Annotated in this window: 18 protein-coding genes; all 18 read left to right on the top strand. The window is 47.4% G+C overall.

What is annotated here, in order from left to right; genetic code table 11:
* The first annotated feature begins 2 nt into the window (after window positions 1-2).
* Entirely contained in the window at window positions 3-380 is a 378-nt protein-coding gene (locus MJZ25_05125; protein MCQ2123551.1) for a phage tail tube protein, read from the top strand.
* 107 nt (window positions 381-487) lie between these two features.
* Window positions 488-751, top strand: a complete 264-nt coding sequence (locus MJZ25_05120; protein MCQ2123550.1) for a hypothetical protein — start codon at window positions 488-490, stop codon at window positions 749-751.
* A 124-nt stretch (window positions 752-875) separates the two neighbouring features.
* The gene (locus tag MJZ25_05115) at window positions 876-2,603 is read left to right on the top strand and encodes a phage tail tape measure protein (GenBank protein ID MCQ2123549.1); all 1,728 of its coding nucleotides are present in this window, start codon (window positions 876-878) and stop codon (window positions 2,601-2,603) included.
* A 48-nt stretch (window positions 2,604-2,651) separates the two neighbouring features.
* Window positions 2,652-2,909 (top strand): hypothetical protein, encoded by a 258-nt coding sequence (locus tag MJZ25_05110; GenBank protein MCQ2123548.1) that lies wholly within the window; start codon window positions 2,652-2,654, stop codon window positions 2,907-2,909.
* Between the two features lie 59 nt (window positions 2,910-2,968).
* A complete protein-coding gene (locus MJZ25_05105; GenBank protein MCQ2123547.1) occupies window positions 2,969-4,192 on the top strand; it encodes a DNA circularization N-terminal domain-containing protein in 1,224 nt (407 codons plus the stop codon).
* The gene (locus MJZ25_05100; GenBank protein MCQ2123546.1) at window positions 4,185-5,243 is read left to right on the top strand and encodes a hypothetical protein; all 1,059 of its coding nucleotides are present in this window, start codon (window positions 4,185-4,187) and stop codon (window positions 5,241-5,243) included. Before MJZ25_05105 ends, MJZ25_05100 begins: the two co-directional genes overlap by 8 nt.
* Window positions 5,244-5,284: 41 nt before the next feature.
* Window positions 5,285-5,776 carry a phage baseplate assembly protein gene (locus MJZ25_05095; protein MCQ2123545.1) on the top strand — a complete coding sequence of 164 codons (492 nt, stop codon included), beginning with the start codon at window positions 5,285-5,287 and terminating at the stop codon, window positions 5,774-5,776.
* Window positions 5,777-5,831: 55 nt separating this feature from the next.
* Window positions 5,832-6,263 carry a phage GP46 family protein gene (locus tag MJZ25_05090; protein ID MCQ2123544.1) on the top strand — a complete coding sequence of 144 codons (432 nt, stop codon included), beginning with the start codon at window positions 5,832-5,834 and terminating at the stop codon, window positions 6,261-6,263.
* Window positions 6,263-7,411 (top strand): baseplate J/gp47 family protein, encoded by a 1,149-nt coding sequence (locus MJZ25_05085; GenBank protein MCQ2123543.1) that lies wholly within the window; start codon window positions 6,263-6,265, stop codon window positions 7,409-7,411. The genes MJZ25_05090 and MJZ25_05085 overlap by 1 nt, the downstream gene beginning before the upstream one ends.
* On the top strand, window positions 7,398-8,279 hold the full coding sequence (locus MJZ25_05080) for a DUF2313 domain-containing protein (protein ID MCQ2123542.1): 882 nt from the start codon (window positions 7,398-7,400) through the stop codon (window positions 8,277-8,279). The genes MJZ25_05085 and MJZ25_05080 overlap by 14 nt, the downstream gene beginning before the upstream one ends.
* A 3-nt stretch (window positions 8,280-8,282) precedes the next feature.
* Window positions 8,283-9,191, top strand: a complete 909-nt coding sequence (locus MJZ25_05075) for a hypothetical protein (GenBank protein MCQ2123541.1) — start codon at window positions 8,283-8,285, stop codon at window positions 9,189-9,191.
* A gap of 15 nt (window positions 9,192-9,206) precedes the next feature.
* A complete protein-coding gene (locus tag MJZ25_05070) occupies window positions 9,207-9,980 on the top strand; it encodes a hypothetical protein (GenBank protein MCQ2123540.1) in 774 nt (257 codons plus the stop codon).
* Window positions 9,981-10,009: 29 nt separating this feature from the next.
* Window positions 10,010-11,743, top strand: coding sequence for a hypothetical protein (locus tag MJZ25_05065; GenBank protein ID MCQ2123539.1), 1,734 nt, complete (start codon window positions 10,010-10,012; stop codon window positions 11,741-11,743).
* Window positions 11,744-11,766: 23 nt separating this feature from the next.
* A complete protein-coding gene (locus MJZ25_05060) occupies window positions 11,767-12,483 on the top strand; it encodes a hypothetical protein (GenBank protein MCQ2123538.1) in 717 nt (238 codons plus the stop codon).
* 226 nt (window positions 12,484-12,709) lie between these two features.
* A complete protein-coding gene (locus tag MJZ25_05055; GenBank protein MCQ2123537.1) occupies window positions 12,710-13,648 on the top strand; it encodes a hypothetical protein in 939 nt (312 codons plus the stop codon).
* A gap of 179 nt (window positions 13,649-13,827) precedes the next feature.
* Entirely contained in the window at window positions 13,828-14,109 is a 282-nt protein-coding gene (locus MJZ25_05050; GenBank protein ID MCQ2123536.1) for a hypothetical protein, read from the top strand.
* Between the two features lie 154 nt (window positions 14,110-14,263).
* Window positions 14,264-14,800: a hypothetical protein gene (locus tag MJZ25_05045; protein ID MCQ2123535.1), complete on the top strand. Its 537-nt coding sequence runs from the start codon at window positions 14,264-14,266 to the stop codon at window positions 14,798-14,800.
* Window positions 14,781-15,158 carry a DUF5675 family protein gene (locus MJZ25_05040; protein ID MCQ2123534.1) on the top strand — a complete coding sequence of 126 codons (378 nt, stop codon included), beginning with the start codon at window positions 14,781-14,783 and terminating at the stop codon, window positions 15,156-15,158. Before MJZ25_05045 ends, MJZ25_05040 begins: the two co-directional genes overlap by 20 nt.
* The last annotated feature ends 54 nt before the right edge of the window (window positions 15,159-15,212 follow it).

Here is a 15,212-nt window from a genome sequence, read left to right as displayed (position 1 = left end):
AGATGGCTGAACAGTTTGACGATGTCGGTGGTCTTTACACCATGTACGTCGATGGCATTGAATTCCCGCTGAAAGGCGATCCGGAATATGATATCGGAGGCGAAAAGCGTACTGTAATCCGCGGCAAGGATGGCAAGATGCACGGTACCACTTTGGAAATTGTTGGCAGTAAGATTTCTGGAACTACTACCAATACTTCTGAACTGGACCTTGCAGCACTCCGTTCTACCAAGGATGCTACAATCACTCTCAACTGTCCGAATGGCAAGGTGGTGAGTTTCCCTCACTGCGTGTTTACCGGCGACCTGAGTGTGAGTGGTGCCGAAGGCGAAGTCAGCTTTGAATTCTCTGGCGACGTCGCAACCGAAATCAAGTCCTAGAATTCTCCTTGGTTGGGGTAGCGTGTCGTGGCGAAGTCTTGAGGATTGATCTAGCTGCGGCACGTTCCTCATCCATTTTTTTTTAACCAACCACAATCGAGGAAAAAATGAAATACAACTTTAAGAAAACTTTCCGCTACGGCAACGAAAATGTCGATTCCGTGGAACTCAAGGAAGAATACAATGCAGGCGATTTGATCCGTATTGCCAACGCCAACGGTAATGGTGACCGTACCGGAGCCATGCTTGTGGCTGCTACCGGCTGGCCGCTTCCGAAGGTGGCATGCATTCCTATTGCGGATGCTCTTGCCATTGCCGAGGCTATTACGCCTTTTTTCGGGATTGGCGAAACGGATGGGCCGGAGATGTAGCGGTTCTTGCTCTCAAGTTCGGTATGCAACCATCTGAAATCTATCGGATGAATGCTGCCGAACTTTCTTTTTGGTCGAAGTGTGCTGACGCCTATATCAAAGCTGAAAGTAAAGGAATTAAGTGATGGCTACTAAAGTTCTTGAGACTGTTATTTCTGTTGTCGATAAAACGGCGGCTCCTTTTGTGCTTTTTAACAAGCGCGTTGAACAGGCCTTAAGACCTGTTCATAAACTTGAACATTCACTGAAAAGGCTTGCCCGAGTCAGTGGTTTTAATGCATTGAAAGATGGCGTAAGAGAATTTGGTAGAAATTCAAAAAATGCTTTGCAATCGTTCACGAATTTTGGTACGAGTATTGGCATTGTGTTTGGTGCCGCAGGCTTTGCAGTTGCAAAACTTAACAAGGCTGTTTTGAAACTAAATGAAATTGAAGGAAATTCTGATTTATTTGGAATAGACGTAAAAGTTTATCAACAACTAGAGTACGCGTCTAAAATTGCTGGTGTGTCAATGGATTCTGTTGGCAATAGTTTGAAAAAAATGAAATTAAATGCAGTTGCAGGTTCTGTTGCGTTTGCTAAAGTTGGACTTAGTGCGAAAAAAATAAAAGCAGATTTGATGTCTCCTCAAAAGGCGATTGTTGATTTGGCTGATAAGTTTAAGAATGCTGGGTATACATCGTCTCAGAAAATTCAAATAGCTACATCAATTTTTGGAAAATCTGGTGTGGAAATGATTGCTCTTCTTAATGAGGGTGGTGATGCAATTCAAAAATGGATGAAAGAAAGTGAAAGATTTGGTTTAATGGATAAAGAGCAAGCTGATCAAGCGAAAAAATATGCCCAATCGTTGGCAAGATTGAAAGCTACGTTTGATCTTCTTGTTAATAGTGTCGGGATGAAATTTCTTCCTGAGCTTCTTAAACTGGTCGAATCGTTGACTGAAGAATTTCAGAAGAATAGTGGAAAGTATTTGGAAGCTTTTGATAAGCTTAAGGAGTCGGTGCCTAGATTCGTAGATTCACTTGTGAAAAATATGCCTAAAATAATTGACTTTTTGGGTGGATTTTTAGATTTTATTGGTGGACTGATTGATAGATTTGGAGTTGCGGCACCAACTATTACTGTTGCTTTTGGCGGAATTGTTATGCCTTTGTTAGGCATAATTACGAGTATATGCAAAATTTTGTGGATGCCGGTAAAGTTGATTTTTTCTGCTGTTAATTTTGTATTTCGTTTGATTGGTAAGCTGAAGCCTGTTGGCGTTCGTGTTTTGAATTTTTTAGGAAAAGTTTTGTCTTTTATTCCTAAGATTACAAAATCGTTCAAGTTTTTGACTCCTGCTGTAAAAATGTTTGGTATGGCGTTTAAAACCGCTCTTGGTCCGTTAGGATGGGTTTTGTTTGCCTTCGAAGCTCTTGAACCTTTGTTGGATAAAATATCTGAAAGATGGTCTGAAATGAGCTTTACAAGTTTTGATGGTTTGATACACTCTCTCGAAATTGTTGTTGAATGTACCAATGAATGGCTGGATTCTCTTGGGCTAGTCGGAGACATTATTAAGGGAATAGGTACGGTTGGAAATAAGATTTTTGACGCATTTTTGGGCGGTCCGGATTTTTCGGATATAGGCAAAGATGATTTGGGCTCTATGGTGTTTGAAGCGGCGAATCCTGAAAAAAGTGTTGGTAAATCAAGTTTGTTTCAAACTAGCACCACTAAAACGGTCAATAATAATACCAAGCAAACAATGGAAGTTTTGTTTAAGGGGTTTCCGCAAGATTCAATTGAAGTAAGACGTCAAGGTTATAAAGACGTTCTTTATGGAAATATGATCATGCCCTCTTTTTAAAAATATTGCAATCTTTTGTGTTTTTGTATATATTGTCATAGGGTATATATGAAAACGTTGATTGAAATTGCCTTGATGATGATTCTTCCGTTGGTGTTGCCGATGGTTGTTAGCATTGTGTCTGCAGTTTTTGCATCAATCGTGCATTTCTTTTCAAGAAATACTGTGCTCTTGTTTGTTTTTGCGATGGCGTCGGCTGTTTTCTTTTATATGTCGTTTAAGTGGTCTTTGTGCTTTCCTGCCTCAATGGATGGCGATTGGTTTGCTCGAGACATTATTCCATTTTTAAATGTGACGTTTTACTAGCATTTTGCCACGGCAAATCGTATGTTTGACGAAGAAATCGTTAAACATGGCGGCTTGTTTTGGCTTATATCGACTCTCTACAGAAAGTATCTATCCAGGTAAACGGTTCTACCGTTGAGTGTGTCGCTGCATCCTACAAGGGGGTGCCGTTTTTCTTTGAAGAGGCCAGTTATTCTGGCGGTGGTCGAAATGTCCAGACCAACAGCATACCGTTTTCTGACAATCATGTAAACGAGGATACCGGTAAGGGAGTCGCCAAGTATTCTTTCAACATATACTTTCTTGGTGAAGACGCCGAAAGCAAAAAGAATGATTTCCTGAAGGCTTGTAATGAAGCTGGTCCAGGCGAATTAGTCCATCCGTATTTCGGGGTGTTCAATGCACGTTGCGAAGGTGGCGTAAACCTATCTTACAACAATCTTCAGGAATACATTTCTGGATCCGTCACATTTGTTCCGGAAAATGATTTCGAGATAAGAAATGTCGAGGTTAGTCTTTCCGGAAAGACAAGACAAAAGGCCGGGGAACTTCGCAAAGTTTCTGCAGCGAAATTTCAGGATTCTTTTAAGACATCTGGAAAGAAAAAGTCGATTCTCGACAAGGCTGTCGAAATGTCAAATAAGGCGGTTGATGCCGCATATTCTTGCCGTAAGGTTGTTCAGCGAGCTGCTGAATACGTTCGTATGGTTGGCCGTATAAAGTCTAACATCCAGGCTATAATTCTTGCTCCGGGTGATTTTGTAGCTCGCTTTCAGAATCTGGTGACGATGTCGGCTGAAATTCTCGGCATTGATGCCGATAAAAAAGAATCTCTAAAGAACGCCCTTGATCTTATGTCTTTTTCGCTTCCGTTCGTGGACGGATATCATCCGCAAATCGCTGCGAATAAGATGGCGATGGTCTCTCTTGTTCGAATGACGGCAGCTTCTTCTGTAGCGGAAAATCTTGTTGAATGCGAATTCTCAAGTGTTGATGAGGCAGAACAAGTCCAGGATGATGTGTATGATGCGTTTGAAAAGATGCTATCCGAAACGGATGATCCGGAACTTTATGTGGTTGCCCAGGAACTTGAAGCTTCGGCTCTCAAGTACCTTCGTGATGGATTGAGCAATATTCCTTATGAAGTTGATGTTGACATCCCTGAGACGAATAATCTTCTGTCCATTGTTTATGGGGTCTATGGGAGTCTGGACCTTGTTGAATCAGTCTTTGAACGGAATGGCTATCGCGACCCTTTAATGATTAAACCTTCTGACGGATGTTTGGTTCTTTGCAATGATTAAAATTATCAGAAATGGTGTGGCTATTCAAGGGTGGAAATCCGTAAGTGTCGGCTTGTCGCTTTCGACGCTGTGCAACGGATTCAACCTGAGTCAGTTTGTTGCGGATAACTTTGATTCTCCAGTGTTGTTTCCTGGCGATGAGGTCCGTATTGAAGTTGACGGGGAGCTGCTTATTGAAGGTTTCGTAGACAAGATGGAATCGTCGTTTTCTTCTGGAAGTCATGACATTTCTATCAGCGGCCGTGAAAAGACTTGTGACCTTGTTGACTGTTCTCTGAAGGAATTTGGACTGTCTTGGAAAAACAAGACTGCAGAGCAAATCATCAAGTCCGTGTGTGATTGCTTTGGTCTATTGTTTCAGTCTAATGGCGTTAAGACGGATGGGACCATCGCCAAGTTTTGTCCGGATCCTGGATGTACTGGAGCTGATATTATTTCCGACGTGTGCAGACAGAAATGTGTCGTTTGTACTTCTGCCGGCGACGGAATTGTCAAACTTGTAAACGATGATTTTGACTATGCCGAAGATTTTATTCGTCAGGGAGTGAATGTTGTTTCTGCGAATGTGACATTTGACAATTCGGAACGTTATTCCGATTATGTTGTTCTTTGTTCAAGCGACCCTAAAACAAAGAGACGTGGCGAAGGCTTTGATGGCGAGATTACTCGCAATCGTTGTCTGGTGGTGGTTGACGAAAGTTACGGCACTGTTGATTCCGCAAATCAGAAAGCTTCGTTTGAGGCGCTTAGTCGTTCTGCCCGTTCGACCACGCTGAATGTCAGTATGGTTGGGTGGAAACGTTCTAATGGTAAATTGTGGCGTCCAGGTGTTCTTGTGGACGTGTTGATTCCCGCCTTCTTTGGAAAGAATGTGCAGACTCTTCTGGTGAATTCTGTTGAACTCTCCTACGATTCGTCGGGTTCCGTAGTTGATTTGGAATTAGTCCGCAAGGATTATTACTCGCAACCTCCGAAAAAGAAAGTCAAGAGAAAAGCAGACCCGTGGGCCGACATTCGTAAAAAGACTGCATTGTATGAGGCCAAGAAATGATGGATCGACTTCTTAATCCAATCAAGTCAAGGATTAGGCTTATGATAGCCCGTGCTGTCATAAGTGCCTGTAAAGGGTCCTCCGTTGACATTGACCTTCTTGCGGGTGAATCCAGGGAAGATGTTGACTTTTATCAGCAGTATGGTTTTACAAGTAAGCCCAAGGGCAATGTTAAAGCCATTGCGTTGTTCGTTGGCGGTTCTCGAGATAACGGTGCTGTTGTTGCTTGTCGAGGTGAAGATTCCGAAATGAATGTTGACCTTGAAGAAGGTGAAGTTGCCGTGCATTCTCCGTTCGGTTCGGAAATTATCTTGAAAAAGGATGGGTCTATATTACTTCGGTCGAAAGACGGTTCCGGCAAGGTGCGTGTTGAAGGGAATTTGAATGTGACCGGAGGCGTCTTGGCTTGCGAGGATGTTGCTGCAGGTTGCGCCGATGTCGAAGGAACTGTGGTTGATACTGGTGCAGTACATCTTCAGCTTCATGTTCATCCGTCGGCTGTTGGCCCGACATCACCATCGAAAGGTCCTTAATTTTAATGTGACGAAAATATTTAATTCATAATGGTTGCTGTCTATATTCGTTCCTATGAGCGACTTGCTGCTGGAACGAAGAAAAGACGGCTTTTTTGACCTGTGCTTTGAAAATGGTGACTTACTGATGGGTGAGTCTCTCAAGAATGCTGTGCTTCTGTCTATCGGTTCCATGGCCCGCAAAGTCTCTGGTTTCTCCGGAAAACTTCAGGATGATGGATGGTGGGGTGAACCGACTTTTGAGGGTGATAAATGGGGCTCTCTAGTTCATACTCTTTTTCAAAAGCGTGGTGATGCGAATGCGGTCTTGCTTGCCCGTCAGTATGTCAAAAATTCGCTACAGTGGCTGATTGATGACGGTGTGGCTTCTGATGTCAATGTTGATGTTCATTGTGATGCCGAATCTCTCGATATAGATGTTTCCGTGCTTAAGGGTGAAGAGGTTAAAGACTACAGGTTCAATATGTTGTGGAATGAGGTTTTGTGATGGCTTTTTCCGTTCCGACTCTTAACGAATTTGTTCGTATTTCCGAAAATAAGATGTCGTCTGCTTTTGGTGGCGAAAGTTCTGTTCTTCGTAAAAGCGTAACGAAGGTAATTGCCCGTGTATTTGCGGCGGTGGCATACCTCGTTGTGCTTATGTTGCAGAAAATGTGGCGAAATTCTTTTGTGACAAGTTGTGATGTTGAGACACTCCAGAGTAATGGTGCGGATTTTGATTTGCCCAATAAGCCTGAAGGTTACGCTCGCGGCCGCGTGATTGTTAGATCGGAAAATGTATCTGCACGAGTTTTGCAAGGAACTATTTTCTCGACTCCGTCTGGCGAAGAATTTGAAGTTGTTGCCGATGTTGTTCTTTCCGGAGGGATAGGCGGAACGCCTATTGGTGTTGTTGCCGTTGAACCTGGCGAAAACGGGAATCTTTCCGCAGGAACTGAATTGAATTTTAGGGATATTGTGCCCGATGGCGTTGAAAAATCCGTTTTTGTCGATGATCAAGGGTTTGTTGGTGGTGTTAGGATTGAAGTCCTTGTCAACGGAAATGTTGAGTATTGGGGCGAAACTGTTGAACAGTATCGAGAACGGCTTTTGAATTTCAAGCGAAACCAGCCGTGCGGTGGTTCTGATAATGATTACAAGAACTGGGCAGAAAGATTTGAAGGAGTGTCCCGTTGCATTCCTCTGCGGAACTGCCCTCATGTCGGCGCTGTAACTTGTGTTTTGGCTCATTATGGCGATGATGACCATATTGCGGTCAACGAAACTGTTGTTGATGATGTTCGTGATTATGTTACCGCTGATGTCCGAAGGCCTGTTACCGCCGATGTTCGAGTCGTTTCCTGTACGGAAAAACGTTTGAATTTTGAAATCAAGATCAGACCGAATAATTCCGATGTGCAGAAATCTGTTATGGATTCTTTGCGCATTGCATTAAGAAATTATAAACCTGGAGAATTTGTCACAAATTCGTCCTTGACGGCGGAGCTAAAATCTTCCTCCAGTGCGGAAGAAGTGGCCGTGTATAAAGTTAACGGTTCGACGCAAGGTTTTTCTCTTGCGAAATCTGAAGAGTCCGGTTATGAACAGCCTGTTGTAGATGGCGAAGTGACTTGGAGTTCTTATGCTGATTCGTAATTACGCTGGTAAAGTTGTTGTGCAGGGCGGTTCTGTGTATGTGTACGGAGCTGGTTTCTCGGGCAGTACTAAAGCGTGGTTTGGTGATTCCGAAGCTGTTGTCTATGACTATGACGATGGTTTTATTCAGGTGATGGCCCCCAAAACAGTGGGAATTTTGAAACTTTATGTGGGCGGCTCCGGTGCAAATCGTGAGTTTGTTGGAAAAGTTGATGTGACGGATGATACGAAAAGATTGGCTCTGGATAATGTGGCTGACCATCCGGAAAGTGATTTTAAACAGAATGTCTGCCAGTCTTTGTTGGGACTTTTGCCACGTGGCTTTTCTTGGTACAAAGGTTCGGATGGTTTATTTAGTCGTCTGATGCTTGGGATTGCGGGGACAGTTGTAGAACTTTATCGCTTGATAGCGGCTTATAGGAAAAATGTTTCGCCTACACATACAGACTCGGTTGCTGTTTTTGAATCGGAGTACCGCTTGCCGGAAGAAGGCGTTGAATACGAAGGGAGCGACAGCGAACAATCGAAGAAGAGGTTACTTGAAGTTTATAGAAAAGCCTGTAAAAAGGGTGACTGTACTATTCCGTATTTTAAGTCGGTCGCTGCGCTATTCGGTATGGATGTTGAAATCTATGAGTATTGGAAAAATCCAGAACGTTTTGGTGGCGTTCAAGATACTCCGGAACGCCTCAACTTTTATTGGATGATTAAGCAGAATATCCCGTTGAGTGATGTGGGATTTTTTAACTGTCAAACGGAGTGTAATAAGCCACTTCGCTGGTGGGAAAAGGCTGCTTTTGAAAAGTTAATCAATGCATCGATTCCGTCTCATACAAGATGTTTGTATGCCTATGGAGAAAAGGGGTAACTTATGCATAAAATTGATACAGATACTGCTGTTAATTCTGAATTTACTGATGGTGTCCCGGAATCGGGCCTGCCAGCTACCCGTTTGAATGCTGCCTGGTTCAATACCATCCAGAGAGAGCTTTGCAACATCGTTGAACAGGCTGGAATGGCTCTGTCTGAAAATGATGATGGACAAGTGCTGCGAGCTGTCCTGGAACTTGTGCTGCAGGCGATGTCTAGTGGTTTGCTGCGACAGATCAAGATGAAGGGTGGCTATACCATTGAAATTGATAGCCGCGAAGGAACCTTCAGTATCTACGACCCGGAAGGCTCCGCAGGCATTTCCTTTGGTTTCAACGAAGGAAACAAGTTCTCGTTTACCGATTCAGTGACATTTGAAGGCGACGCGTCCGTGATGGGAAACGTCAATGTAGACAAGTCCGTAATAGTCAAGGATTCCGAAGGAAACGGTCTTAAAATTTCCGACAATGGTATTGCTTTTGAAAATTCCGACGGAACTTCCGTAAACACGGAAATCGGCTCCGGACACGTGAAGACGGCACAGATTGAAGCAGCTTCTGTAAAGGTGTCCGACCTTCTTAATGTTATTAACGGAAAATTCGTGGTCAAGGACGGAGAGGTCCGTTCCAAGGTCAAGACCATCGTTCAGAACGATATGGCCGTTACCGGTAGAATGGAAATTCAGAACTCCCTTAAAGTGACTGACCAGCTGCACGCAGGCGGCGCCTCGTTTGACGTCATAGAAGCCGGAGAGGTAAGAGGATGCTGGTCTACCGGCCTTTACTCCAGCGCAAGCCAGCTTCCGACAGACGGCGTCCAAACCGGCTCTTTTGCATTTGCAAATAACTCCTACAATGTACTCAAACTCTACGTGTACACCGGTAGCGGCTGGACCGAACTCAACCCCTAATGAGCAAAGCGATAAATGTCCGAATCTTTAGTTGAATTCTTGACCGAGGGGCTTATCCGCGTTGGCAATGAAAACGCCAAGGTGGACCCTCCCGTCACGCGCGACGAGGCGCTAAAGAACGTCGCAGAGGTCATCGCAGCCGCGATTGACAAGGGATCGGCTATTGTATTCAAGGGCTCCGCAACCATCGCGGAAATCAATGCGATGGACGATATGAAGGAAGGTGACATTTGGACCTGCCTTGATTCAGGAACAATCCGGAACGAGAACGCCGACTGGCTTGATGTTGTCGCCGGGGACTTTGTCCGCTACAACGGCTCCGAATGGGAGCTTTTCCTGCACCTTGAACTCGGCGACTACGCCACCAAGCAGGACGTGGAGAAGGTCTCCGCGTCCGTGGCCAAGGTTGCCGAAGAACTCGCCGCCCACGTAAACGACCGGGACAACCCCCACAATGTGACCGCAGCCCAGGTGGGCGCATACACCAAGGACGAGGTGGACGCCGAGATCAAGAAGGAGTCCGACGCAAGGGAGCTGTACGACGACCAGCTTCGCGAGGCTATCGAGGCCCTGGAGGCAAAGACCGGCGATTTCGTTACAGGCGAGGAAGTGAGCGAAGCGATTTCTGCCGAGGCAGACGCGAGAATCCAGGAGGACATCGCGCTCAACGCCCGTATCGACTTGATTCCGCAGACCGACTGGAACGAAACCGACGAGGGTTCCATGGCATATCTCGCCAACCACCCGCAGCCAATCTCTGACATCGACATAGAGGCCCTGTTCTCGTAGAATTTTAAACACAAAAGGAAAAACAAACCATGGCAAAATACCTAGACCTTTCCGGCTTGCAGACCTTCTGGTCCAAAGTAAAGACATTCATCAGCAACGGAGTGACGGCTAACAGCCCGAGCGCAAGCAAGACCGTGACCGGATATCAGGACGGCAAGGTTACCTATGGCAACATCGCAATCAGCGAGAGCCAGGTCACAAACCTTACCACTCACCTTGGCCAAAAGGCCCCCCTTGCAAGCCCTGCCTTGACTGGCACGCCTACCGCTCCCACAGCCGCCGCTGGCACGAACACCACGCAGATTGCTACGACCGCGTGGGTCAACACGGCCATCTCCGACAAGATGGCGGAGGCTGACGCCATGGTCTACAAGGGCACCCTCGCTGGCGCAGCCAAGGGTACGGGAGGCTACGGCTCGTTGACCCCTGCGGCAAGCAAGGGATGGACATACAAGGTCACCACCAAGGGCTTCATCGATGGCGTGGCCGTCGAAATCGGCGACATGCTCATCTGTAACACCGACAACACCGCCGCTGCAACCGCCAACAACTACGCAACCATCGCCGCAAGCTGGGACTTCATCCAGGGCAACCTCGACGGCGTAGTCATCGGCCCTGCAAGTGCAACCGATGCACGCGTCGCTGTGTTCGACGGCACCACCGGCAAGAAGATCAAGGACAGCGGGCTCACCATCGGCAAGAGCGTCCCGTCCAACGCCGTGTTCACCGATACCGATACCAAGGTGACATCCGTAGGCAACCACTACACCCCGGCAGAGGACTCCGACGCGCAGCTCTCCGCAAGTGCCACTGGAGCGACCGCTGCATGGTCCATCGACGTCGTCAAGGGTGTCCAGCTCAAGAGGGACGCAAAGGGCCACGTTGTAGGGGTGTCCGTAACCTCCGGCAAGATCCCCGCCAACCCCAACACCGACACCAAGGTTACTAGCGTCGGCAACCATTACACCCCCGCCGAGGACACAAGCGCTGCAATCAACGCGTCCGGTGGCTCCGCTACCCAGCTTCCCACTGCATCCAGCGGAAGCCTCATCCAGGTTGTGACCGGACTGAAACGTGACGCCAAGGGCCATATCGTCGGCGTAACCTCCGCTGGCCTGTGGTCACCCGACTCCAACACCACATACACGAACGAGAAACTCGGCCAGGGCTATGCAACCTGCAGCACCGCAACCGGCACGGCTGCAAAGGTTGGCTCCCTCACCAACTACGAACTTGTGAAGGGCGGTGTGGTTGCGGTCAAGTTCACCAATGCAGTGGACGCCAACGCAACCCTGAACATCAACTCCAAGGGCGCGAAGGCAATCTTCAACAAGGGTGCGGCCATCGCGGCTGGCGTAATCGGCGCAGGCGACATCGCGTACCTCATGTACGATGGAACACAGTACCAGCTCCTTGGAACTGACCGTGCGGCCAACAATCCCATCGTGGACATCAGCCGTAACGGAACCACCTTCACGGCCACCCGTCTTGACGGCACCTCCTTCACGTTCACCCAGCAGGACAACGACCACGACACCAAGAACACCGCAGGCTCTACCGATACCAGCTCCAAGATTTTCCTGGTCGGCGCGACAAGCCAGGCAGCGAACCCGCAGACCTACTCCCACGACACCGCCTACGTCGGTACTGACGGATGCCTGTATAGTGGCTCCAAGAAGGTGGCAACCGAGGAGTTCACGGGCAACACCTACGAGCCGAAGATGACTGCGATCACCGACGAAGAAATCGGCGCATTGACCTAACCACGTAGCGGAGGTTTTACAAGATGGCTAAATACCTCAACCTTGATGGCCTGCAGACCTTGTGGGCCAAATTGAAGGACACGTTTGCTCTAAAGAGTCACAACCACGATGCCAGCGACATCAACGCAGGCACGTTGCCAATCGCAAGAGGCGGAACAGGCAAGGCTACTACGAAGGAGGCGTTCCTCAACCTTGCACGCGGACTCATAAATGGCACCAAACCCGAAGATGGTGAGCAGATGTTCGTTGCCAACGGAGACTTCAGCAATGGATGGTACTACACGTTGCAAGAGTTCTTTGATAATTACATCAAAGGAAAACTCACTAGCACTGATGTCGATATTGGAGGAAGTTCGAACAAGCTTCAAATTAAGGATAAGCTTGTTTTTACTGGCGCTACTACAGATAAGCATGCAGAACAGTTTAATCTAAATGTTTCGTCCGATACATCTGGAGGTGTAGGCCCCGCTTATATTGCTGCATATCGTTTCGAAGATAAAAGTTCAAATTTTGACAAAACAAAGTCTCCGTTTACAGACGGGTTTGTCATAAGTATCCCGTGGACTCGAAATTACGGTATGCAGATTGCTTTTGAGGATGAAAGTAGCGTAATTAGAGTGCGTCATCTTCACGATACTGACGGATGGTCAGAATGGAGTGGAGGCGACGTCGGTGCAGGAAATACACCCATATACCAAGAAAACGGGCAATTCAAGCCTTGCGGCTTTGTGGTGGTGTAATATGATTTGGAAGACTAACGGGGACCGAGGCTGTATCCTGAGACAGTGTACAAACCTGTGGAGCGATACGGGATGGGCATTGAGGAGTGTCCAATCCACGTCCACGACTCCATCTATTGTGACCTATGAACCCGAAATACTGCATTCGGGAAATATATCTTCGGATGAATGGGAGAGTCCTTCGGTTGTAGACAAGGGGAACGCGACCTACACAAAACTTGCCAATATGGTGAGAAACAACACGGACCTTGTCCCAGGTCACAAGTACAAAGTTGTTGGCAACGGAGTCATCGACCCTAACACTGGAATGTCAGCGAGCAATGGTGAAATCGTATATGTAGGTGGGGGTCGTCCTGGATATACCTATAGCAAGCGAAGTGAGTCTTTCTTCTACAAGAAAGACAAGAGTATATGCTGCTATGTCGACTATATGGACGTAGTACCCGGTGGAAACCGATATTTCGACTATTACCCATACTACTACCTTGACAAAAACAACTCCAGCAACAACTTGATAAAAAACTGCATTGGTGCATCAAGCGTGTGGGTTGTCAACCAGTTCACAGGGGCTTTCGCACCAAAGGACTGGAGCGCAGTCTCGTTTGCATTGGCAAACAATAACTATAGGACTGATAAACTTGGCAAAGGTATTGTATACGATGCCTGGGACAAGAAGGTTCATCGGCGTTCGTATACGCCATCCCAGGCAGACAAAAGCGCAGGCATTGCCGTGCCAGTCACGGGAGGCTACCTTGGTGGTACATATTTTGACTACTTCACACCAGGTTCACAGCGCGACAACCCAGTACAGTGGAATGGCGAGTTTCTCGTGGCTACATCATACGGGTGCGAACCTGTGGGCGTCTTCCTGGTGGAAAAATATGATGACGAAAACAAGCTCGGCCTTTGTGGGTACTGGACCCCGACATACAATGACTCTGCCGAGTTTTCTATGCGGTTGACTGGCAAGACTGTCGTAATTAACAACGAGACACTGAGCGTATGGTACGTAGGGGTGAAGCATTGGGTGACTTGCCATGGTAACTCGGTAGATAGGAATGGTCTTGTAGCCCCTATGGTTGCGTTCGCCGACAAGAACAAGCTGTCCCATGTCACTGCAGCCATCATCGCCCAGTATGACAACTTTCGGGAAATGGCGTACTGATTTGAACAAGCTCGTGCCTTACATAATGATAGGTGGCTCCGTGGCCGTGGTAGTGCTGCTTGTTGCAGAAAAGATTGCAAGGTAGTTCAAAATTACAAACTTTTTTCTTCCAGATACGGCAAGCTTAAAATTTTATTCATTTGGTGTTAAACAACGGTACTCAAAAACGGATGTACAATATGCTTGAAACACTTTCAAAGATCGCTTCGAAATATGGCTTGTTCCCTGCCATAGCACTCCTCGCTCTCTTGCTTGGAGGCTATGGTTGCTACCAAGCAAAGGACAATGAACGCCAAATTCAGCAGCTTGCCATTGAGCAAGCCCGCACCGATTCCAAACTTGACGCAAACACCAAGGAATTGAGTGCAAACCTTCAACGTGTGGACAAGACACTCATTGAACTTACAACGCAAATCAAGTTGCTCGTTGACGGCAAGTTGCAAGTGGGAGGAACTAAATGATTGACGTGGGCTTGCTCATCCTTATGGTCATCCTTGGCGTTGTGGCCTACGTTATGGGCTGGATTTCTTGTCGGCTCTTCCATGTTATTAACAAGGATGCGGAGGAAATCGTCCATCCTTGCGAGACCTTAAAGGACATTACGCGGAGGGACTCATGAAGAACGCGCTGATTGAACCTATGAAGATGAAGATGGTCCTGTCCTACGAATTCGTGGACAGCGAACCCGGTCGCGAGTGCCTCGCCGGGCTGGAGACCACCCGCAAGGAGGCCCGCCGCTATAACCTGGACGAGCCTATCCACCTTGTCGTCAAGACCGACGTCGGCACCCTCCACGTGAAGACCCTGGCCGGCTTCATATTTGACGGACGCAGCGGCCCTGAAATCGTGGACCGCTATGTACCGAACCTGGGCTCCATTGACGAAAGGGTGGCCTGGCTGATGCACGACGCACTCGGCTACGGCCAGTCGCTCACCTTCAAGCCGACAAACCGAATACTGCGTTATTTCCTGCGTGACGTCTGCAAGTACAGCCCAGTGAAATCCTGGCTCGTTGAATTTGCCGTAGGATCGTCTCACAGCTGGTACGGTCCTCCAAAGAAGACCGAGTGGTGCTATGCGAACGTTGGCCGCATAGATACTATGTGGGTGCCATCATTGAAAGGGAAAAACGATGAAGCTTATTCGATTTAAGAAAACGTCCAAGGTTGTTCTTGGCGTTTTGTTGGACTGCGTCGGGGGTACTTACTTTACGGCTGAGAACGCAAAGACCTTGATTCCGGAAGGAGCCTATGACGTGGAGGTTGGCTATTCCCCGAAGTTTACCCCGAAACTGAACAGCAATGTGCCACTCCTGTACAATGCCAAGGTTCCGCCTTCTAGGGGAATCCGTATTCATCCTGGGAATAACGCGTCCACTGAGTCCGCCGGGTGCATTTTGGTTGGGAACGGTTGCAGCCTTGTGACCAACAAACTATCAAACAGCACCGAGGCGTTCAAGCAGCTAGTCAAGAATTGCGGAACGGTCCTGGAAATAACCAGCGAGGTCTGATGGAACCTGAATGGCCTGAATGCAAAAGGTGTGTACATGCCTTTTGCCGGATTT

It is taken from the genome of Fibrobacter sp., assembly GCA_024399065.1.
GTDB lineage: Bacteria > Fibrobacterota > Fibrobacteria > Fibrobacterales > Fibrobacteraceae > Fibrobacter.
The sequence above is the reverse complement of the archived record's forward strand: the minus strand, read 5'-3'. Positions and strand labels throughout refer to the sequence as shown.